Origin of the sequence: Acidovorax sp. LjRoot117 (assembly GCF_964252695.1) — a bacterium.
Classification (GTDB): Bacteria; Pseudomonadota; Gammaproteobacteria; order Burkholderiales; family Burkholderiaceae_C; genus Acidovorax.
On record NZ_CAXUPO020000012.1, the window covers coordinates 1 to 19,703 of the forward strand.

The window sequence follows — 19,703 nt, forward strand, 5'->3', positions numbered from 1 at the left end:
CTTACTGGGTGGGCTGTGAGTACGGGCGAACAGCCGCGATAGTCGCCAAACCGCTCGACAAGAGCCTGACATCGTGCTCGGTGCAACACGATCTGACCAGTTCACCCATCACCCTCAAGCGGTGGTCGTGCCGCAGCGGGGGCTCGTGACAAATCGGGCGAAAGAGGTATCCGCGGGGCAGTGGGATTTCCAGTGATCGTGAGGAGCCGCTGGCAGTGCGGTAGTCCACGACTTCGTCATGCCTTTGCTCATAAAGTTATAGCTGTTAGCGCTTTTGCAGTAAGCGGCAGAGGCCAATTTGGCTCAATTTTTACCTCACGCTCCCCCTCGACACCGAGCGCAGCTGTCACCATGATCATCCACCGTCACATCGTCTTCCTGCTCATCGGTCCTGGCTTAATGGCTCTCGCCATGGCGCAATCAGCACCTCGCCCCGACGCAACGCCAACGGGCAGCCCGTGTCCGCAATCGCTGCAGGTCCAGCAAACGCCTTCGGACAACGTGCCCCCTGATTGGCAAGTCCGCGGCAGCAATGGCAGCTACCCCCTGTACAACGTGGGTTTTTATGAAGGCCCGCCGGAGCTGCTCGTGCAAAAGGTGCCGAACCGCACGCAGAGTCGGGGCAAGACGCTGCACTTGCAGTGGGTGTTCCCGCCCTCCACGCAGCAGTATTGGGTGGCCTGTGAATACTCAGGCACCTCTGCGGTGGCTACGAGGCCTCTCGACAAGAGCGTTACCGGCTGCACGGCAGAACATGACCTCAATACATCACCGCCCACCGTCAAACGGTGGAGCTGCCAAAACCAAGTTCAACGCTGAAGTGCGTCTGACGGCTGGGTGGGCTCGACGCAGCGCAAGCAGTGCGCCTTGTCTGCCGTTGGAGGCGCGATGCGACCATGGGCTCGAAGTCGTCAATTCTTTTGAAGGTATCGAAGTTCCCGTGGCGCCATGGCCTGGGCCGGCCGCGTGACCCAGGCGCTCGAAAGAAGACGGGCACTGGCGGCGTTGTGGCAAGCCCTCAAGAAGCGCTTGATCTGCCTGCAGCAGGGCATTGAACGCACGGATGTTGCGTTGACGCTCAGGCGGCGCGTGCCGAGGGTTTTTGCTGCCTGGTGGATGGGTAATATCCGCGGCTGTTCTTTCACTGTGCGCCGTTGTTCCGGCTTTGCCATTCCATGATTCGACTGATATTTGTTGTCTTGCTGCTGCTGTGCGGGTTCTATGCGCATGCACGTTTCACCTTTTCAGAGCCCCGTGTGATGGGGTGGCTGACGCAGCACACGGCGCGCGCCCTGCAGGGCGACAGTGCCGCTTGCGATGACTACACGGACGATGTGAAGGTGGAACTGACGGCCAAGGGCCAGCGTGGGCGCTGGGAGGTCGAGGGCGGCAAGGCCGAGTTGTGCGGCTACCTCAAGCAGTCGTCCGCGGCACTCACGGTGCTGCAAGCCCACACCCAGACCGAATTCGACAATGTGCGCATCACGCGGGGTGGTTTTCCATGGACCACCGCGCGCCTGCAGTACACGCAGCGCACGTCGGTGCAGGCACAAGGCCTCCCTGGCATGAGCATGGTGAGCGAAGACACGGTGGTCCTGGCCCGCACGGCATCGGGCTTGCGGATCCGCGAACTGCAGTCGCAGTCATCGGGCGGGCTGTGAGCCAGGGTGGCTCTGTCGCGCCCTGGCTGCGAAGCGCTCGGACCTTTTGACATGCCCTGGCAGGCGCCCCACTCAAATCGTGATGAACTGCGTACTCGACAACGCCCCAAACGGCAGCTCCGACAGCCGCCCGCCCACCGCCAGCGTGCCCAGGTCCACCGGGAAGTAGCCAATCGCGTCCAGTACCTCGCGCACTGCAGCCTTGGCGGCGGCGTCGTCGCCTGCGTAGAACATGGCGCGCTGGCCGCCGGAGACCTGAGGCTGCGCCAGCACGTTCACGTCCAGGTGGTTGAACGCCTTGACCACGCGGGCGCCGGGCACGAATTCGCTGAAGACTTCGCTGGACGAGCGCCCGCCCAGGTCGATGGCCTTGATGCCGTAGGCTGCCAGTGGGTTGGTGGGGTCCTGCGCGTCGGGCGAGTCGGGGTCCAGAAACTCCACGGGGTTGGTGCCGTCGATGACGATGCGGCCGTTCCAGGCGGGCAGGGGGCCCAGCGCCTGGCCCAGGTCTTCCCAGCGCACGGCGATGAGCACGATGTCTGCGGCGGCAGCTTCTGCCACGGTGCCGGCCTGGATGGTGGGGCCCAGTTCGGCCACCAGAGCGGCCAGGGATTGCGGACCGCGCCGGGTGGAGAGGGTGGCCGACAGGCCGTTGCGGGCCAATGCGCGGGCCACGTTGGAGCCGAGACCGCCAGAGCCGATGATGCCGATGTTCATGATGTTTCCTTGGGTGAGTGAGTGAGTGAAGTGGGTTGGAAGAACGTGATGGAAGGTGAGTGGAGCCAAGGCGACGCTGGACAGGCCTGCGCGATGCGCCCGCCCTGTTCAGCCCCGCCCTAGGCCAGCCGCCCGGCCTGGCGCAGTTGCCCTGCAATGCGCCGGATTTCTGTGGCGCCCTGTGCCAGTGCGGCCGGGCTGGTGTGCACCGAGTAGCGGCCCATGACCAGGTCGTGCGGGTGCGGCACGGCAGACCCCAGCACGAACCGGGTGGGTTCGGTGGCGACAAAGTCGATGCTTTGGCTGCTGGGCTTGAACGCCACCAGTTCGCCAGCGTCAAGGCCTTCGCCTGCAGTGAGTGCCCCGGTAGCCACCGCTGCCCACACCACCGTGTGGCCCTGGGGCGGGGTGTAGGTCCAGCGTTCGCCCTGGGCCAGTTGCACTGCCAAGTAGGTCATGCCGCCCGGCGCCGCGACCGGGCTGCGCGCCGGGCCGTAGGTGCCCATCAGCACCCGCACCGGGCCGACCTGGGGCACCAGCTCGGGGGCGAGGTACTGGCTCTGGGCGGGTGCGTTCTCCAGCGCGGCGGGCAGGGCCACCCACAGCTGAAAGCCGCGGCCCGGCGTGTCGCCCACCGGGGCACCGGTGTGCCACACGCCGTTGCCAGCACGCATCCATTCCACACCGCCTGCGGGCAACAGGCCGGCATGGCCGGTGCTGTCTTCGTAGCGCACATCGCCTTCCGACAAGAACGTGACCGTGGCGATGCCCGAGTGGGGGTGCATGCCAAAGCCCTGCTGCGCCGCGCCGGGTTGGAAGTGAACCAGGTCCAGAAAGATGAAGGGCTTGAGCACCTGGCCCAGGTCCCCAGGGCTCATGAGGCGGGTGATGGGGCCGTGCGTGGTGCCGCGGGTGCGGTGGGCGATGGCGCGTGGGACTGAAGCTGGAGCAGACATCCTGAAACCCTGAAGGTGTTGAAGTGATGCCTGTAGCTTAAAAATTCATCGATTGATTGACTAGATAGCGCAATATGATTGCACTCGTCCATTAATCGAATGAATGAATACGTGAATGAGCGAGCGAGTGCAGCCATGCTGGATCTGAACGACGTTGCGGTCTTTGTGCAGGTGGTGCGCTGCGGCAGCTTTGCCGAGGCCTCGCGCCGCCTGGGCGTGCCGCCCAACACCCTGAGCCGCCGGGTGCAGCAGCTCGAGGCACACCTGGGCACCCGGCTGATGCAGCGCTCGACCCGCCATCTCACGCTCACCAGCGCGGGCCAGGTGTTTCTGGAGCGCTGCAGCGGCGCGGTGGAGGGCCTGATGGATGCGGGCGAGGAACTGCTGGCGGTCAACCAGGAGCCCAGCGGCCTGGTGCGGGTGGCGGCCCCGGCGGACTTCTTCGATTTCTTTGCGATGGAGTGGCTGACCGAGTTCCTGGTGGCGCACACCAAGGTGCGGGTGGACTTTGTGCTCAGCGACGGGCGCGCCGACCTGATCGCAGACCGGATCGACGTGGCGTTTCGGGGCGGCATCCTGGAGGACTCGGGCCTGTTTGCCCGCAAGGTGCTGGACGCGGGCACCGACGGCCTGGTGGCCAGCCCCGCCTACGTGGCCCGCCAGGGCGTGCCGGCCACGCTGCAAGACCTGGCAGCCCATGACTGCCTGGTGTTCGGCCACCCCAGCGGCAAGGCCACCTGGCGCGTGACGGGGCCGGATGGCGCGCCGGCCGAGGTGCAGGTGTCCGGCCGCTTCAGCGGCAACACGGCGCAGGCCCTGCGCAAGGCCGCGCTGGCGGGCTTGGGGATTGCGCTGCTGCCCTCCACGCTGACGCAACGCGACCTGCGCGCGGGCCTGCTGGTGCCCGTGCTGCCCGGTTATCACCAGGTGGGCCACGGCGTGCACATGGTCTACCCCAGCAGGCGCTACCTGCCGTTGGCCGTGTCGGCGTTCATGGATCTGGTCATCGACAAGATGGGCGCGGTGCAGGAGCTGCCGCCGCAGGCCTGCGGCTGATGCGGCAGGAATCCTGCGGCAGGCATCCTGCGGCAGGCATCCACCTGAGCCGTTCACGCTGAGCCAGTCGAACGCCGCGCCAGGCATCGACAGTCCCAACCCGAGCGGATGTTGCCGGCGAGCGCCCTACACCACCAGCCGCGAGTACCCCACGCCCCCGCCCTTCACCACGCGGATCTGCGCCGGTATCCGCTCCTTCAGCGCCTCCACGTGGCTGATGATGCCGATCATCTTGCCGCTGGCGTTGAGCGAATCCAGCGCCGTGAGCGCCACCTCCAGCGTGTCGCCGTCCAGCGATCCGAAACCTTCGTCCAGAAACAGCGAGTCGATCGACGTCTTGTTGCTCACCAGGTCCGACAGCGCCAGGGCCAGCGCCAGGCTGACCAGAAAGCCTTCGCCGCCGGACAGGGTGCGCGTGTCGCGTGCCACGTCGCCTTGCCAGGCGTCGACGATCTCCAGCTCCAGCTCGCCGGTGGATTTGCGGCGCAGCAGGTAGCGGCCGTGCAGGCGGGCCAGGTGCTTGTTGGCCAGCTGCAGCAGGTGGTCCAGCGTGAGGCCCTGGGCGAACTTGCGGAACTTGTCGCCTTTGGAGGAGCCGATCAGCGCGTCCAGCCGCTGCCACACGTCGCTGTCGGCGGTCTGCTGGCTGATCTGCGCGAACAGGGTTTGTTGGGTGGTGCGCAGCTGGTCGTCGCGCGTCAGCAGGGCGCGGTGGGCGCCGATCTGTTCGCTGACGGCGCTGCGCTGCGCTTCCAGCTCGGCCAGGCGGGCGGTCAGCTCGTCCAGTGACTGCGGTGTGAGCGCCTGGGCCTGCAGCTCGGCATGGCGGGCGTGCGCGGCCTGCAGCAGGGCGTCGGTGCGTTGCTGTGCGGCCAGCAGGGCGTCGCGCTGGGCGGCCAGGCGCTGGCGCTCGGGCTCGGGCAGCAGGGCGGCGTTGAATCGGCCCAAGTCGGCGAAGGGGCTGGCCTGCAGCGCGGCGTGCCATGCGTGGGCCGCGGCCTCCAGGGCCGTGGCTTGTTGGGTGCGGGTGGTTTGTGCCTGCGCTTGGCGGCCTTCCAAAGCCGCCAGGGTGCGTTGCAGGCGCTCAATTTCCGCCACGCTGGCCTGCAAGGCTGCGGCTGCATCGGCCGTGCCATCGTGGGATCCGTCGTCGTCCAGGGTAGCCGACAGGGGTAGCTGCAGGTTCGCGTCGGCGGGCTGGTCTGCACCGCCAGCGGAAGTGGCTTGCAGCGCAGCCCAGCGTTGCGACCACAGTTCAGCCTGCGCCTGTGCAGCGTCGCATTGGGCTTGCAGGCGCGTGATGCTCTGGGCCAGCGTCTGCAGCTCGGCCTGGGTGTGGCGCCAGCGTTGCCATTCGGCATCGCGCGCTTGCAGCCAGGGCGCGTGGTCGGCGGGCAGGTCGTAGCCGGCGGCTTGCACGGCGGCGCGCAGGCGGGTGTCCAGCGCGGTGCATTCGGCCTGGGCGGTACTGATGGTGTCTGCCAGCGTGGCTTGCCGCGCGTGCGCTTCGTGCACGGCTTGCTGCTGCAGGGCCAGTTGGTGCGTGGCGGCTTGCAGGCTCTGGTCGCACTGGCTGGCAGCAGCCTGGGCTTGCTGCACGCGCTGCTCTGCGGCCTCTGCGTTGTGCAGGGCGTCGGCCAGGCGTGCCTGAGCGGCTTGGGCGGCTGCGTGCCCGGCTGCGAGTTGGTCGGCGTGCTGCCAGTCTTCGGTGCGCAGCGCGGGCAATGCGGTCAGCGCGTTCGGCGCATCGGAGGGGTCCGCTGCGTTCAGAACGTTCTGTTCGCTCTGCACGTTCGGCGCATTCAGGGGTTCGATGCAGGTGGCCCACTCTGCATCCCACTGGCCGATGCGCTGGGCGGTCTTTTGTTGCTGGTCCATGCGCTCGGCCAGCCGGGTCTTGCTGGTGGCCAGCGACTCTGCCACGGCCTGGCCTTGGGCGGTCAGCGCCTCCAGCTCGGCCTGTTTGTGCTGCAGCGCGGCCTCGGTGGCCGACACGTCCAGCGCCTGGTAGGCGTCGATGGCGGGGTGCGCGGTGGCGCCGCACAGCGGGCAGGGCTCGCCGGGTTGCAGGGCGTGGCGGTGCTGGTCCAGGCTCTGGATGCGGCGCTCTTGCTCCAGCATCTGGCGCTTGTCGGCCACCTGTTCTTTCAAGCCGTTGTACTGCGCGCGCAGTGCCAGGCGTGCGGCCTCCTGGCTGGCGGTGGCCGCTTCGATGCGCTGCACTTCCGTGCCCAGTGAGGCCTGCTGCTCTGCCAGTTCGCGCCGCTGCTCGCCCAGTTGCACGGCATGGCGCCAGGCGGCCACGCGGCCCTGTGCGTGCTGCCAGCGCTCGCGCAGCGTGGCGATGGTGTGGCCGCCCAGCTGTTGCTGCTGCTCTGCCTGGGCGGTGCGCAGTGCGGCGGTGGCGGTGGCCTGGTCTTGCGTGGCGGCGTCCACGCGCGCGCTCTGGGCGGTGACCTGGTCGCTGCGCTGGGCGATGTCTGCCTGCAGCGCCTGCAGCGCCGTGTGGTGCTCGGCCAGCTTGCCCTGCAGTTGCTGCCGTTGCAATAGCTGCTGGCGCCATTCGCCCAGGCGCTCGCCCAGGTGGGCGTGCTGGGCGTGGGTGGTGCAGTAGCCGGTGTGGCGCTGTTGCGCGGCCTCGGCCTGCGCCAGCGCGGCCTGTGCGGCGTGGGCCACGCGGCGGGCCAGCACGGCGGCGGCGTGGTGGTGCTGGGCTTGTTGTGCGGACTCGCGCTGGTGCTGCGCCTGCAGGCTGGCCAGCAGGGTGTCGCTGGCTTCGCAGGCGGCCTGGGCCTGCTGCCACGCCGCGTGCGGTGCACGCAGGGCCTGGGCGGGCTCGCTGTCGGCCAGGCGTTGCAGGTCGGGAGCGGCGGTCTGCAGTGCGGCAGCGGCCTGCTGCTGGCCGGTGGTGGCGGCCAGCACGGACTGCGCGCTGTGGTCCACGTCGATGTGCCACTGGCGCTGCGTGCTGGTGGCGGCGTGGGCGTGCTGCACCTCGGCCAGCGCCCGGGTCCATTCCTGCAACTCGGCCTGCATGGCGGCGCTGCGCTCTGCGGGCAGCAGCTCCACGCCGTCGGCGCGGGCCTTGAGCTGGTTCAGCTGCTCGCGGGCGTCACGGGCCTGTTCGAACACGCGGCGGGAGATGTCGCCATAGATCTCGGTGCCCGTCAGCTCTTCGAGCAGCTCGGCGCGGTCGTTGGCGCTGGCGTTCAGAAAGGCGGCGAACTGGCCCTGCGCCAGCAGCATGGACCGGGTGAAGCGGCCAAAGTCCAGCCCGGTGATGTCGGCCACGCGGCGCAGCTTGTCGTTGCTCTGGCTGCACAGGACGGTGCCCAGGCCGGTGGCGGGGTCGACCTGGGCCAGCTCCACCTTGGGGTCTTGCAGCGCGCCGTCCACCTTGTCGCGGGCGCGGCGCTGGCTCCAGAAGGCGCGGTACACGGCGCCCTTCACTTCGAATTCCACCTCGGCCAGGCAGTCAGCGGTGTGGCGCGTCATGAGGTCGTTGGACGACTTGGAGACGCTGGGCAGGCGTGGCGTCTGGTGGTACAGCGCCAGGCAGATCGCGTCGAGCAGCGTGGACTTGCCCGCGCCCATGGGGCCGGTGATGGCGAACAGGCTGTTCTCGGTGAACGGCGGCTGGGTGAAGTCGATGGCCCATTCGCCTTTGAGCGAATTGAGGTTCTTCAGGCGCAGCTTCAGGATCTTCATGCCGCGCCTTCGGTGATGCTGCGGACCACGTCGGTGTACCGCTGGTTCAGGGCCTGCCGCAGGTCGGGCGACAGGTCTTCCTGCGACAGCCGCCGTGCAAACACGTCGCCCGGGCTCAGCTCGTCCAGGGTTTCCAGCGCCTCGGAGAACAGGGTGGCGATGGCGCTGGCGCGCTGGCGGCGCACGCGCAGCACTTCCACCGGCAGGCCCTGCGTCATGGTGTTGATGCGCTCGGGCAGGTCTTGCAGGTAGTCGTCTTCGGCCACGGTGACCTCCAGCCAGGCCGGCTTGTCGGCCGTGCCTTCCGATGCGGCGGCGGCGATGGCCGTGGGCAAGGCGGCGAGGTTGCCGCTCACGGACACCAGCGCCTGAAACCGCGGCACGGGCAGCGGCGTGACGCCTGCAAGGCCGGTGGCATCCAGGTCCACCAGCAGCACTTCCTTGTGCTGCCGCGCCTCGTCAAAGCCCAGCGGAATGGGCGATCCGCAGTAGCGGATGTGCGCGAGGCCGCCCACCTTCTGCGGCTTGTGGATGTGCCCCAGCGCGATGTAGTCCACCGGCGGAAATGCGGCGGTGGGAAAGGCGTCGAGCGAGCCCACGTAGATCTCGCGCACCGACTCGTTGCTGCTGGCGCCCACGGTGGTGAGGTGGCCGGTCGCGATGAGGGGCACGCGCCGGCCCAGCGTCTGCTGCAGCTGCGCCTGCAGGGCCAGGCCCGCGTCATGCACGCCCTGGTAGTACGCCTGGATGGCTGCCTGCAGGGACTGCTGCTTGTCCTCAGCGCTCTGCCCGGCCTGGCTTTGCCACACATCGCGCGGGCGGATGAACGGCACGGCGCAGACGATGCAGCCGGGCTCATTGCTGCCGCCATCACCACCGCGCCGGGGCAGCACCACCACATGGTCGGCCGGGTCGCTGACGGCCGCCACCACCGTCGTGTTCAGCACCGCGAGCAGCGCGCGGCTTTCGCCCAGCGTGGCGACCGAGTCGTGGTTGCCGCCCAGCAGCAACAGCGCCACGCCCTGGCGGTGCAGGCTCACCACCAGGTGGCTGTACAGCTCGCGCGCGTAGCTCGGCGGGGCGCCGGTGTCGAAGATGTCGCCCGCGATCAGCACCGCATCCACCGCATGCGCATCGACCTGGACCAGCAGCCAGTCGATCAGCGCCTGGTGCTCGGCCTGGCGGCTCTTGCCCATGAAGTGCTGGCCCAGGTGCCAGTCGGAGGTGTGGAGGATGCGCATGGGATGGGTGGGTGGAATGGGCTGAAGGAACTGTACGGGCCGAATAGGTCGAATACTATGCTTTTGATAGCTGCTGGCGCTTGCTGATCAAGCGGCAGGGGCTTGTTTCGTCTCAATATCCGCCCATTCCGCCAGCTTTTGCTGCAGCTCTTCCTTGCTGGGCAGGTACAGCTGGTATTCCCTGGCGTGGATGTTGGCGCCCTGGGGCAGGGTGATCTCGACCAGCGCCTCGTGCTTCTTCTTGCACAGCACGATGCCGACCGTGGCCGCTTCGGTGTCGGTCTTGACGTGGCGGTCGAAGTAGTTGACGTACATCTGCATCTGCCCAAGGTCCTGGTGCGTGAGCTTGCCCAGCTTGAGGTCGATGAGCACGTAGCAGTGCAGCAGGCGGTTGTAGAACACCAGGTCCACGAAGAAATGCTCGTCGTCGAAGGTGAAACGCTTTTGGCGCGCCTCGAACAGAAAGCCCTTGCCCAGCTCCAGCAGAAAGCGCTCGATCTGGCTGATGATGGCCGCCTCCAGGTCCGATTCGGAAAACCGGGCCTGCTCGGACAGCCCCAGGAACTCCAGCACCAGCGGTTCCTTGAGCAGGTCGCTGGCGCGGCTGACGGTGTGCCCCTGCTGCGCCAGCTGGCGAATGCCGTCCTGGTCGCGGCTCAGGGCCAGGCGCTCGTAGAGCCCGCTCTGAAACTGGCGTTTGAGGTCCCGCAAGGTCCATTGCTGCTGGGTGGACTCGATTTCGTAGAAGCTGCGTTCCTCGGCATGCTTGATGCCCAGCAGGAAAACGTAGTGGGACCAGCTGAGGGTGAAGGGGCGCTCAGATTGTCCAGACGCTGTCTGGCCGATCTGAAACGGCGCGGTGCCAAGCGCCATCGATGATTGTCCAGACGCTGTCTGGACAATCAGCACGCGCTCCCGGTACGCCAGGTAGAAGCTGCGGCAATAGGCGATATTGCTGCGCCCGAAGCCCTTGCCGAACTCTGCGGTCAGCCGCTCGGACAAAAGACTGAGCAAGGCATTTCCATAGCCCGCCCGCTGCTCCCCCTGCTGCTCGAACTCGACAATGTGCCGCCCGATCTCGAAGTGGGTGTGCACCTGCACCAGGTCGACGCCGCGGGCCACCGTGCTGCGGGCCGACTCGATCAGCGTTCGGATGCTGGCAAACAGCGCCGACTCGGGGTCGGTCAGGGCGGAAGCAGCGCGGGGCGTCTTCGTCATGGCGGGTCCTCAGGCAGGGGTGGAATGCGCAGATGACTGTATTTTTGCACAGTGTTTTGCGCGGCCAGCTCATCTGCTCCGCGCGCTCCAGGCCCATGCGCATCACCTGTGCATTACCCGCGCACCACCACCGCCCCTCACACCCTGATCGACGCCCCCGTCGCATAGAACTGCCCACCCGCCACGTAGTGCAGCGTGCGCAGCGCATCGGGCGCGGTGTCGAACTCCCAGTGCCCGTGGCGGAACACGCGCTCGTCCGCCCAGGCGGCCACCACTTCGCCGATGAAAAGGTCGTAGGTCTGCTGGTTGTGGGGCTCGGGGATGACGCGGCACAGCAGCCAGGCGGCGCAGCCGTGCACCAGCGGGATGTGGGTACTGATGTGGGTGCTGGCGTGGCTGGGGGCGTGGAACAGCGGCACGCCGTGCTGCTGCAGCTTGTCCGGGTGGGTCTTGGCGCTGTCGGTGCCGATGGCCACGGTCATCGCCGCCATGGGCACGGTGGGCAGCTGCAGCGCGAACTCGCCGCTGGCCTCCACCAGCTCGCGCGTGCGCGTGGCCTTGTCCAGCACCAGCGTCACCTTGGGCGGCGCAAAGTCCAGCGCACAGGCCCAGGCTGCGGCCATCACGTTGTGCTGGCCGGCGTGCGCGGCCGACACCAGCACGGTGGGGCCGTGGTTGAGCAGGCGGTAGGCCTTGTCGAGCGGGACGGGGGTGAAGTGCTCGGGGGCAGCGGTGGCGATGGTGGAGGTGGTGGTGGACATGCGGGCTGTGCTGGACGTGTTGGAGGTCTTCCCCCGAAGCCTACGCCAGATGCGCCAGCAGATGGCGCCAGAAGTTCAAGCGTGCTTCCAGCGTGGACACCAGGATGTGCTCGTGCAGCGTGTGCGCGCCGTCGCCATCGGCGCCCAGGCCATCGAGCGTGGGCACGCCCAGGGCCGAGGTGAAGTTGGCGTCGCTGCCGCCGCCCGTCATGGGGGCGTCTTCCAGCGTGAAGCCGGCGTGGCGGGCCGACTCCTGCGCGCGGGCCAGCAGGGCCTGCACGGCTTCGCTCTTGACCATGGGCGGGCGGTTCACCTCGACGTCGATGTCGAGCTCCATGTCGGCACCCACCGGGCGCAGCGCCTGCATCTTGTCCACCAGCTCGTCCGCCGCCTGCAGGTCGGGCAGGCGAAAGTCCACCACGCAGCGGCAGCGGTCGGGCACGGTGTTGGTGGCGGTGCCGCCTTCGATGGTGCCCACGCTGACGGTGACGCCGCGCGCGTAGTCGGTCATGGCCTCCAGCGCCAGGATCTGGTGCGCCATTTCGCGGATGGCGCTGCGGCCCTTCTCGTGCTGCACGCCGGCATGCGCGGCGCGGCCCTTCACGCCCAGGCGCAGCATGCCGGTGCCCTTGCGCGCCGTCACGCACTTGCCTCCGTTGGCGCGGGCGGGCTCGCACACCAGGGTGTAGCGCGCGTTGCGTGCAAAGGCCTCGATGTGTGCGCGCGAGGCGTGGCTGCCGGTCTCTTCGTCGGGCACCACCACAAAGTCCACCGGCAACGCGGTGGCGCCTGCGGCGGCCAGGTCGCGCAGCGCGGTCAGCGCCAGGTAGATGCCGGCCTTCATGTCATAACCGCCGGGGCCATAGAAGCGGTCGCCCTCGATGCGGCAGGGGTTGTCCTGCAGCGTGCCGATGGGGTGCACGGTGTCCGAGTGGCCCAGGATCAAGAGGCCCGGCCGTACGTCGCCCGCAGCCCGGTTGCTGATGTGCAGCAGCGGCCCCACCGCAGCGCCCAGCGGCGTGACCGCGGCTTGCAGGCCGGCGCTTGCTGCATAGCCCTGCATGACCGCGACCATGCGCGCCAGGCCTTCGGGGCTGCTGGTGGGGGACTCGCATTGCATCCACGCGGTGATGCCATCGACGAGGGACTGGGTGGTGGGTGAGGTCATGGGGGCGGCTCCGAAAAAGGGTGTGGCGATGGGCGATGGGCGATGGGCGACGCGTTGGCGTTCGGCTTCGGGTCGGACGCGGTCAGGCCGTGTGCCGGCCCGCCAGCGCGGCCAGCTGCGCAGCGTCGGGCAGGCGGTGGTGAAACCACAGGTGCGCGCACACGGCCGACATGGCTTCGCCGTCGTGGCCGATGCCTGCGATGGTGTGCAGTTGCCACGCGAACGGCAGGCCCCGGCGCGCCGCCTCGGCCTGGGCCGTCGCGAAGTAGTTGAGCGCGCGCGCATAGCGGTGCGGGCCCTGGCGCAGCGCGGCGGGCTCGGACGGCAGGTGCGGGTCGGCGGTCTCGGTGTCCTGGTCGCCCGCCAGGATCGTGAGCGGGGCAGCGAACAAGCGGGCCAGGCTGTCGGCATCGGCAGGGGTGCCGCTCAGCCCTTCGGGGAAGGGCAGGTCGAGCAGCGGCAGCGTGTACCACCCCGGGTTGCCCGCGGCGACCTGGGTGAACACGCCAGGGGTCAGCACGCTCAGCAGGCGGTGCACGAACTGCCCGCCCGCCGAGTGGCCGAAGAGGTAGAGCGGCTGGTCCGCCAGCACCCCGGCGGCTTTCAGGTCGTCCACCAGCCGGGTGACCACGGTGTACGACCAGGCCTCGGGCGCCGTGGTGGGGGCGGTGTCGGCCAGCGCGGCGCGGTCGGTGGTGGCCAGCAGGTTGCCGTTGTTGTAGCTCACCACGTCGGGCCACTGCGCGTCGGAGAACGTGGGCGCGATGATGACCAGGCCGTGCTCCTCGGCGGCCGGAATCCAGAAGTCGCGGTAGTCGTCGCCGTTGCGCATCACGCCGTGCTGCACCAGCACGACGGGGCTATGGGCGGTGGCGTGCGCGGGCCGGTAGGTGTGGAGGGTGATGGTGCGCGCATCGGGTGTACCGGTCGCAACGCCGTTGCCGTATTCGACCGCGTGGCGGCCCACGCGCAGCACGGCGTCGCGCAAGGTTTGAAGGCGTGGTTCGTGGGGCATGTCAGGTGGGTCAGCTGGGTCGGGTGGATCAGGTGGGGTCAGGCGCGGTCAGGCGGGTTCAAGGGGCCGTGTGGTTCAGGTGGCAGGCCGACCAGTGGCCGGGTGCAATGGCTTCCAGCGGCGGCACTTCTTCGCGGCAGCGCGGCATGGCGTGGGGGCAGCGGGGGTGAAACGTGCAGCCCGATGGCGGGTTCAGCGGCGAGGGGATTTCGCCCTTTATCGGCACGAACACGCGCTTGCGCCGCGCGAGGTCCGGCACCTCGGCCATCAGCGCCTGCGTGTAGGGGTGGTTGGCGCGCGCAAAGATCTCGGCCGTGGTCGACATCTCCACGATCTTGCCCAGGTACATGATGGCCACGCGGTCGGAGATGTGCCGCACCACGCCCAGGTCGTGGCTGATGAACAGGTAGGTCAGGCCGTGCTGCGTGCGCAGGTCCATGAACAGGTTGATCACCTGCGCCTGGATGGACACATCCAGCGCCGCCACCGGTTCATCGCACACCAGAAACTTCGGCGACACCATCAGCGCCCGGGCAATGCCCACGCGCTGGCGCTGCCCGCCCGAGAGCTGGTGCGGCAGCCGGTCGCGGTACTCGGCGGCCAGGCCCACCTCGGCCAGCGCCTGGTCGATGCGCGCGGGGATCTCGGCTGCGGGCGCGAGCTTGTGCACCTGCAGCGCCTCGCCCAGGATCTGGTGCAGGCGCTGGCGCGGGTTGAGCGAGGCCTGCGGGTCCTGGAACACCATCTGCACGCCCAGCGTGTAGGCCAGCTTGTCGGCGCGGTTCAGGCCCGCTACGTCGGCGCCCTGGTACAGCAGCTCGCCCTCGGTCTGGTGGTGCAGGCCGGCCACCACGCGGCCCAGGGTGGATTTGCCGCAGCCCGACTCGCCCACCAGGCCCAGCACCTCGCCGGGCGCGATGGACAGGCTCACGCCGTTGACGGCGTGCACGGTGCGGGGCACGGGCTTCTTGCGCGCCAGCTCCAGCGCGCGCCCGATCAGGTCCTGGTGTTTGGTAAAGCGCTTGTGGACATTGCGCAGCTCGATGACGGGAGGCAGGGTCGTACTCATGCGGCAGGGTCCAGGGCAACAAGGGGGGCAAAGCAGCGGTAGGTGCGGCCGCCGGCCACCGTGCGCTCGGGCTCGGTGGTGGCGCACTGGGGCAGGGCCCGGCTGCAGCGCGGCGCAAAGGCGCAGCCTGCGGGGCGGTTGCTCAGCGTGGGCGCCATGCCGCTGATCTGGCGCAGGCGCTCGCCGGGCGCGATGGCGCCGGGCAGCGAATCGAGCAGGCCGCGGGTGTACGGGTGCGCCGGGGCGTCCAGCACCTGCGCCACCGGGCCGGACTCCACGATCTTGCCCGCGTACATCACGGCCACCTTGTCGGCCAGCTCGGCGATCACGCCCAGGTCGTGCGTGATCCAGACCAGCGCCGTGCCGTGCGTGCGGCAGATCTCCTGCATGCGGTACAGGATCTGGCCCTGGATGGTCACGTCCAGCGCCGTGGTGGGCTCGTCGCAGATGATCAGCGCGGGCTGGTTGAGCATCGCAATGGCAATCGCCACGCGCTGGCGCATGCCGCCCGAGAACTCGTGCGGGAAGTTGCGCAGGCGCGATGCGGGGGCGGGGATGCCCACCATCTCCAGCGCCTGCACGCAGCGCTGCAGGGCCGCCGCGCGCGAGACCTCGGGGTGGTGCGTCTGGATGGCTTCGAGCATCTGCTCCTCGATGCGCAGCACCGGGTTCAGCGTCATCAGCGGGTCCTGGAAGATCATCGCGATGCGGTTGCCGCGCAACCGGCGCATCTGCTCTTCGGTCAGCCCGCGCAGGTCCTGGCCCTGGAACAGCACCTCGCCGGCGATCACCTCGCCGGGCGGGTCGATCAGGCCGAAGATGGAAAAACCGGTGACCGATTTCCCCGAGCCGGACTCCCCCACCAGGCCCACGATCTCGCCGGGCTGGATGGACAGGTCCACACCGCTCACGGCAGGCCAGGCACCTTCTTCGGTATGGAAAACGGTGTGCAGGCCACGCACTTCAAGCAAAGGCGTTGTTGTTGTCGTCGTCGTGGTCATCGTCAGCCCCTCGGGTCCAGCGCGGCGCGCAGGCGGTCGGCGATCACGTTGATCGTCAGGATCAACAGCAGCAGCGCCAGGCCCGGGAACATGCTGATCCAGTAGTCGCCCGACAGCAGGTACTGAAAACCATTGGCGATGAGCAGGCCGAGCGACGGCTCGGTGATGGGCACGCCCACGCCCAGGAACGACAGCGTGGCTTCGAGCACGATGGCATTGGCGATCTGGATGGTGGCGAACACCATCACCGGGCCCAGGCAGTTGGGCAGCAGGTGGCGCAGCATGATGCGCCACGCCGGGAACCCGAGGTTCTGCGCCGCCTCGATGTATTCCTTGCGGCGCTCCTGCAGCGCGCGGCTGCGCATGATGCGCGCGTAGTGCGCCCACTGCACGGTCACGATGGCGATCACCACCTTGTCCACCCCGCGGCCCAGCATGGCCAGCAGCACCAGCGCCACCAGGATGGTCGGAAAGCCCAGGATGAAGTCCACGATGCGCATCAGCACCGTGTCGACAAAACCGCCGATGTAGGCGGCCACCAGGCCGACGAGGCTGCCGATCACCGTGGCCAGCGCCACGGCGGCCAGGCCCACGGTCAGGCTGATGCGCAGGCCGTACAGGATGGCGCTGAGCATGTCGCGCCCCTGGCTGTCGGTGCCCAGCCAGTAGGTCAGGCCGTCCATGCTCTTGGAGCCTGGCGGCAAGCGGCCGTCCATCAGGTCCAGGGCCGCCAGGTCATACGGGTTCTGCGGCGCCAGGAACGGCGCCAGCATGACCACCAGCAGCAGCACGATGAGCGCGATCACCGAGCCCTTGACGGACGGGCGGCTGCGCAGATGTTTGAGGATGGCGCGGCGCCGCGGCGTGTCCGACAGCGGTGTCGCGGCGGATGGGGCCGGTGTGTTCGGTGTGATCGACGTCTTCGGGGTGATCGGCGCGACCGGCGTGGAGGGAGATTCTGGAATTGTCATCGTTGTCGGTGCCCGCGGTTATTCCGATTCCTGCAGCTGCACGCGCGGGTCGAGCGCGGCATACAGCATGTCCACCAGCATGTTGATCATCACGAAGATGAAGGTCACGAGCAGCACATAGGCCACGACCACCGGGCGGTCCAGCTGGTAGATGCTGTCGATCAGCAGCTTGCCCATGCCGGGCCAGGCGAACACCGTTTCGGTGATGGTGGAGTAGGCAATGAGCGTGCCGAACTCCATGCCGATCACGGTGACCACCGGGATCAAGATGTTGCGCAGGATGTGGCGCGTCAGGATGCGCCGGGGCTTAAGGCCCTTGGCGCGCGCGAACTTCACGTATTCCTGCGTCTTGGCGTCCACCACGCCCGTGGCCGTGAGCCGCAGCACCAGCGCGATGTTGGCCAGCGCCAGGTTCACGGCCGGCAGCATCACGTGCTTCCACCCGTCGGCCGTCAGCAGCGACAGCGGCACGCCGAACACCGCCACCGTGTCGCCGCGCCCCGCGGCGGGCAGCCATTGCAGCCACACCGCAAAACACAAAATCAGCACCATGCCCTGCCAGAAGCTGGGCAGCGAAAAGCCCAGCACCGAGCCCGCCATCAGCCCGCGCCCGGTGGGCTTGTCGTTCTTCAGACCTGCGATCAGGCCCAGCGGAATGCCCACCACGATGGTCAGCGTGATCGCCACCAGCACCAGCTCCAGCGTGGCCGGAATGCGCTGCACGATCAGCTCGATGGCAGGGATGCCGTGCACGAACGAGGTGCCCAGGTCGCCCTGCAGCGCGCGCACCAGAAAGCTCGTGTACTGCTGCCAGATGGGCAGGTCGAGCCCCAGGCGCTTGATCATCGCCAGGCGGTCGGCCTCGCTGGCCTCGGCATTGACCAGCAGTTCGATCGGGTCGCCCACGGCATACACCGCAAAGAACACCACCAGCGACACGGCCAGCAGGACAAAAAGGCTCTGCATGAGCCTTCGCAGGATGAAGATGAGCACTCAGGCACCCCCTCGCGAAATGGATGGAAGCCTCGGCTCAGCGGCACGGCGCCTGCCGCTGGGCAGGGTGAAGAAGGGGGCTTTGGACATGGCTGGCCTGTGACGACGTGGCTGGGCGCGGCATTGCGCGGCATTGCGCGATGAGGGCGCGACGTGGCGCTGAAGGAAAAATAAAAATACGGAGTGCGCCAGGCGCACCCCGTATCGTTCACTGACCCGCGACGGCTTACTTGGGCTTGACCGAGGTGGCCAGCGTGTACTGGTCGCGGCGGCCTTCGTAGCTCAGGCCCTTCTTGAAGGCCCAGATGCTGCTTTCAAAGTGCAGCGGGATCAGCGCCACGTTGTCGAGCGCGAACTTGGTCGCGGCTTCCAGGCCTGCCTTGCGCTTGGCGGGGTCCACCAGGTCGGCAGCCGGCAGGTACAGCTTGTCGAACTCGGGGTTGTAGTTGGCGCCGTAGTTGCTGGTGCCCTGGCCCTTGGGCGCATCCAGCGATGCCACCCACAGCTGGAACAGCGCCGATGCCTCGCCCGTTTCCGCAGGCCAGCCGCCCATGGGCAGGCTGAACTCGCGCTTGGCGCGCTTGGGGAAGTAGATCGATGCCGTCATCGCATCCACGTTGGTCTTGATGCCGATGCGCGTGAAGTACTGCGCCACCGACTGGGCCACCTGGGCGTCGTTCACGTAGCGGTCGTTGGTGGACGACAGCGTCAGCTCGAAGCCATTGGGGTAGCCGGCTTCGGCCAGCAGCTTCTTGGCGCCTTCGGGGTCGAACTTGATCTCGGGGGCCTGGGGCAGCGCGCCGAACATGCCGTCGGGCATGTACTGGTAGGCGGGCGTGGCCATGCCGTCCATGATGCGCTGCACGATGGCCTTGCGGTCGATGGCCATGTTCATGGCCCGGCGCACGCGCACATCCTGCAGCGGGTTCTTGCCGTCCGCGGCCTTCACCTGCGGGCTGGGGTTGCGGCCGATGTCGGGCTGCAGGAACACCAGGCGCGTCGACGGCGTGGCGACGAAGTCGAACTTGGCGTTGTCCTTCACACGGGTCAGGTCGCGCGCGGCGGGGTTTTCGATCACGTCGTAGTCGCCCGACAGCAGGCCCGTCAGGCGCGGGCCGGCGCTGGGCACGGGCACCATCTTCACGGTCTTCCAGTGCGGCTTCTCGCCCCAGTAGGCATCGTTGCGCTCCAGCTGGATGCCGGTGCCCTTGACGTAGGACTTCATCAGGAACGGGCCGGTGCCGATGGCCGTCTTGCCGGTGTTGAAGTCGGTCACGGTGGGCCAGGCACCGGTCACGCCGCAGCCCGTCTTGGGGGCGAAAGCAAGCTTGCCGCTTTGCGCAATGCCGCTCCACACTATGGGCAGCGACCGCGCCATTTCAGCGGGCAGCAGTGGCAGCGGCGCGATGGTCTTGATGATGACGGTCAGGTCATCGGGCGTCTTCACATCGGTAATGCGCTTGGTGGTGTCGGTGTACGACTCCGAGACATTGGTCTCGTTGTTCAGCGTGCGGCAGATGGTGAACAGCACGTCCTTGGACGTGAACGGCTTGCCGTTGGAGAACTTGACCCCGGGGCGCAGCTTGAACTCCCACGTCAGGTCGTCCAGGTTCTTCCACGACGTGGCCAGCGAGGGCACCAGCTCCATCTTGGCATTGCGTGCCACGAGCGAGTCGTACACGTGCGCCGAAAAGGCATCGTTCGCCGTCATCTTGTGATAGTGCGGGTCGGCCGCCGTCGGCTCTGCGGCCAACGCGATGGTGAGCGACTGCGCGTGCACCACGCCCACCGCACACACCGACACTGCCACACCACCCGCCAGGGCGGACACGGTCTTTCGGATGCCTACATTCATTTTCGGATTCCTTTTTTATCAACCACTCGATGAAACACACGCAGCGAACCGGCCGTGGGGCCCGCGTTCGCTATGTATGCATATTATCGGTTCATCCAGGGGCAGAACCCCACTCGGGTATTCCGCAGTGCGCGTGCGCGCAGTCGCCTGCCGGGGCGTGGGCAACATGGCGCTGCCTGGGTGGAATGCTATGTATTCAATAGCATGTGGTGCATGCGGGACAGGCGGTGGAGGTCATCCGGGCGTCCCGCATGCGCGCAACGTGGCACGCTGGCGACCGGCTCACGCACCGATGAGCCAGTAACATCCCCCC

Annotated in this window: 18 protein-coding genes; 5 read left to right on the top strand and 13 right to left on the bottom strand. The window is 67.9% G+C overall.

The annotated features are described in order from the left end of the window. Positions 1-8 precede the first annotated feature (8 nt). The 4 genes from ACSQ3D_RS22615 to ACSQ3D_RS22630 all read left to right on the top strand — a co-directional run bounded on the left by ACSQ3D_RS22615 (position 9) and on the right by ACSQ3D_RS22630 (position 1,661). Positions 9-149: a hypothetical protein gene (locus ACSQ3D_RS22615; RefSeq protein ID WP_436128512.1), complete on the top strand. Its 141-nt coding sequence runs from the start codon at positions 9-11 to the stop codon at positions 147-149. Positions 150-351: 202 nt separating this feature from the next. Further along, positions 352-819 (top strand): STY0301 family protein, encoded by a 468-nt coding sequence (locus ACSQ3D_RS22620; protein ID WP_436128411.1) that lies wholly within the window; start codon positions 352-354, stop codon positions 817-819. Between the two features lie 129 nt (positions 820-948). Beyond that, on the top strand, positions 949-1,179 hold the full coding sequence (locus ACSQ3D_RS22625; RefSeq protein ID WP_436128412.1) for a hypothetical protein: 231 nt from the start codon (positions 949-951) through the stop codon (positions 1,177-1,179). Next, positions 1,176-1,661, top strand: coding sequence for a hypothetical protein (locus ACSQ3D_RS22630; RefSeq protein WP_436128413.1), 486 nt, complete (start codon positions 1,176-1,178; stop codon positions 1,659-1,661). The genes ACSQ3D_RS22625 and ACSQ3D_RS22630 overlap by 4 nt, the downstream gene beginning before the upstream one ends. Positions 1,662-1,733: 72 nt before the next feature. Here ACSQ3D_RS22630 and ACSQ3D_RS22635 read toward each other — a convergent pair whose 3' ends face one another. Both ACSQ3D_RS22635 and ACSQ3D_RS22640 read right to left on the bottom strand, forming a co-directional pair. Then, complete coding sequence (locus tag ACSQ3D_RS22635) at positions 1,734-2,378, bottom strand: NADPH-dependent F420 reductase (protein WP_436128414.1); 645 nt, start codon at positions 2,376-2,378, stop codon at positions 1,734-1,736. Between the two features lie 119 nt (positions 2,379-2,497). Then, complete coding sequence (locus tag ACSQ3D_RS22640; RefSeq protein ID WP_436128415.1) at positions 2,498-3,334, bottom strand: pirin family protein; 837 nt, start codon at positions 3,332-3,334, stop codon at positions 2,498-2,500. 135 nt (positions 3,335-3,469) lie between these two features. Between ACSQ3D_RS22640 and ACSQ3D_RS22645 the strand changes: the two genes are divergently transcribed. Continuing rightward, a complete protein-coding gene (locus ACSQ3D_RS22645) occupies positions 3,470-4,390 on the top strand; it encodes a LysR family transcriptional regulator (protein WP_436128416.1) in 921 nt (306 codons plus the stop codon). Positions 4,391-4,516: 126 nt separating this feature from the next. Here the strand turns inward: ACSQ3D_RS22645 and ACSQ3D_RS22650 are convergent, their stop codons facing one another. From ACSQ3D_RS22650 to ACSQ3D_RS22700, 11 genes are all read right to left on the bottom strand, one after another. Further along, on the bottom strand, positions 4,517-8,098 hold the full coding sequence (locus ACSQ3D_RS22650) for an AAA family ATPase (protein ID WP_436128417.1): 3,582 nt from the start codon (positions 8,096-8,098) through the stop codon (positions 4,517-4,519). Then, positions 8,095-9,339, bottom strand: coding sequence for an exonuclease subunit SbcD (gene sbcD, locus ACSQ3D_RS22655; RefSeq protein ID WP_436128418.1), 1,245 nt, complete (start codon positions 9,337-9,339; stop codon positions 8,095-8,097). Before sbcD ends, ACSQ3D_RS22650 begins: the two co-directional genes overlap by 4 nt. Positions 9,340-9,426: 87 nt before the next feature. Next, positions 9,427-10,557, bottom strand: coding sequence for a PDDEXK nuclease domain-containing protein (locus ACSQ3D_RS22660; protein WP_436128419.1), 1,131 nt, complete (start codon positions 10,555-10,557; stop codon positions 9,427-9,429). A 137-nt stretch (positions 10,558-10,694) separates the two neighbouring features. Beyond that, entirely contained in the window at positions 10,695-11,318 is a 624-nt protein-coding gene (locus tag ACSQ3D_RS22665) for a flavin reductase family protein (protein WP_436128420.1), read from the bottom strand. 40 nt (positions 11,319-11,358) lie between these two features. Then, positions 11,359-12,486, bottom strand: coding sequence for a M20 family metallopeptidase (locus tag ACSQ3D_RS22670; protein ID WP_436128421.1), 1,128 nt, complete (start codon positions 12,484-12,486; stop codon positions 11,359-11,361). Positions 12,487-12,568: 82 nt separating this feature from the next. Further along, positions 12,569-13,501: an alpha/beta hydrolase gene (locus tag ACSQ3D_RS22675; protein WP_436128422.1), complete on the bottom strand. Its 933-nt coding sequence runs from the start codon at positions 13,499-13,501 to the stop codon at positions 12,569-12,571. A gap of 58 nt (positions 13,502-13,559) precedes the next feature. Next, on the bottom strand, positions 13,560-14,570 hold the full coding sequence (locus tag ACSQ3D_RS22680) for an ABC transporter ATP-binding protein (protein ID WP_436128423.1): 1,011 nt from the start codon (positions 14,568-14,570) through the stop codon (positions 13,560-13,562). After that, positions 14,567-15,571 carry an ABC transporter ATP-binding protein gene (locus ACSQ3D_RS22685; protein WP_436128424.1) on the bottom strand — a complete coding sequence of 335 codons (1,005 nt, stop codon included), beginning with the start codon at positions 15,569-15,571 and terminating at the stop codon, positions 14,567-14,569. The genes ACSQ3D_RS22680 and ACSQ3D_RS22685 overlap by 4 nt, the downstream gene beginning before the upstream one ends. A gap of 2 nt (positions 15,572-15,573) precedes the next feature. Continuing rightward, positions 15,574-16,542 (bottom strand): ABC transporter permease, encoded by a 969-nt coding sequence (locus ACSQ3D_RS22690; RefSeq protein WP_436128425.1) that lies wholly within the window; start codon positions 16,540-16,542, stop codon positions 15,574-15,576. 18 nt (positions 16,543-16,560) lie between these two features. After that, entirely contained in the window at positions 16,561-17,535 is a 975-nt protein-coding gene (locus tag ACSQ3D_RS22695; RefSeq protein ID WP_056171089.1) for an ABC transporter permease, read from the bottom strand. A gap of 226 nt (positions 17,536-17,761) precedes the next feature. Beyond that, positions 17,762-19,390, bottom strand: coding sequence for an ABC transporter substrate-binding protein (locus ACSQ3D_RS22700; RefSeq protein ID WP_436128426.1), 1,629 nt, complete (start codon positions 19,388-19,390; stop codon positions 17,762-17,764). Between the last annotated feature and the right edge of the window lie 313 nt (positions 19,391-19,703).

Excerpts from the sequence above, each read along its gene's own strand:
- ACSQ3D_RS22620 (WP_436128411.1), top strand. The coding sequence starts at position 352 with ATGATCATCCACCGTCACATCGTCTTCCTGCTCATCGGTCCTGGCTTA.
- ACSQ3D_RS22625 (WP_436128412.1), top strand. The coding sequence starts at position 949 with ATGGCCTGGGCCGGCCGCGTGACCCAGGCGCTCGAAAGAAGACGGGCA.
- ACSQ3D_RS22630 (WP_436128413.1), top strand. The coding sequence starts at position 1,176 with ATGATTCGACTGATATTTGTTGTCTTGCTGCTGCTGTGCGGGTTCTAT.
- ACSQ3D_RS22635 (WP_436128414.1), bottom strand. The coding sequence starts at position 2,378 with ATGAACATCGGCATCATCGGCTCTGGCGGTCTCGGCTCCAACGTGGCC.
- ACSQ3D_RS22640 (WP_436128415.1), bottom strand. The coding sequence starts at position 3,334 with ATGTCTGCTCCAGCTTCAGTCCCACGCGCCATCGCCCACCGCACCCGC.
- ACSQ3D_RS22645 (WP_436128416.1), top strand. The coding sequence starts at position 3,470 with ATGCTGGATCTGAACGACGTTGCGGTCTTTGTGCAGGTGGTGCGCTGC.
- ACSQ3D_RS22650 (WP_436128417.1), bottom strand. The coding sequence starts at position 8,098 with ATGAAGATCCTGAAGCTGCGCCTGAAGAACCTCAATTCGCTCAAAGGC.
- sbcD (WP_436128418.1), bottom strand. The coding sequence starts at position 9,339 with ATGCGCATCCTCCACACCTCCGACTGGCACCTGGGCCAGCACTTCATG.
- ACSQ3D_RS22660 (WP_436128419.1), bottom strand. The coding sequence starts at position 10,557 with ATGACGAAGACGCCCCGCGCTGCTTCCGCCCTGACCGACCCCGAGTCG.
- ACSQ3D_RS22665 (WP_436128420.1), bottom strand. The coding sequence starts at position 11,318 with ATGTCCACCACCACCTCCACCATCGCCACCGCTGCCCCCGAGCACTTC.
- ACSQ3D_RS22670 (WP_436128421.1), bottom strand. The coding sequence starts at position 12,486 with ATGACCTCACCCACCACCCAGTCCCTCGTCGATGGCATCACCGCGTGG.
- ACSQ3D_RS22675 (WP_436128422.1), bottom strand. The coding sequence starts at position 13,501 with ATGCCCCACGAACCACGCCTTCAAACCTTGCGCGACGCCGTGCTGCGC.
- ACSQ3D_RS22680 (WP_436128423.1), bottom strand. The coding sequence starts at position 14,570 with ATGAGTACGACCCTGCCTCCCGTCATCGAGCTGCGCAATGTCCACAAG.
- ACSQ3D_RS22685 (WP_436128424.1), bottom strand. The coding sequence starts at position 15,571 with ATGACCACGACGACGACAACAACAACGCCTTTGCTTGAAGTGCGTGGC.
- ACSQ3D_RS22690 (WP_436128425.1), bottom strand. The coding sequence starts at position 16,542 with ATGACAATTCCAGAATCTCCCTCCACGCCGGTCGCGCCGATCACCCCG.
- ACSQ3D_RS22700 (WP_436128426.1), bottom strand. The coding sequence starts at position 19,390 with ATGAATGTAGGCATCCGAAAGACCGTGTCCGCCCTGGCGGGTGGTGTG.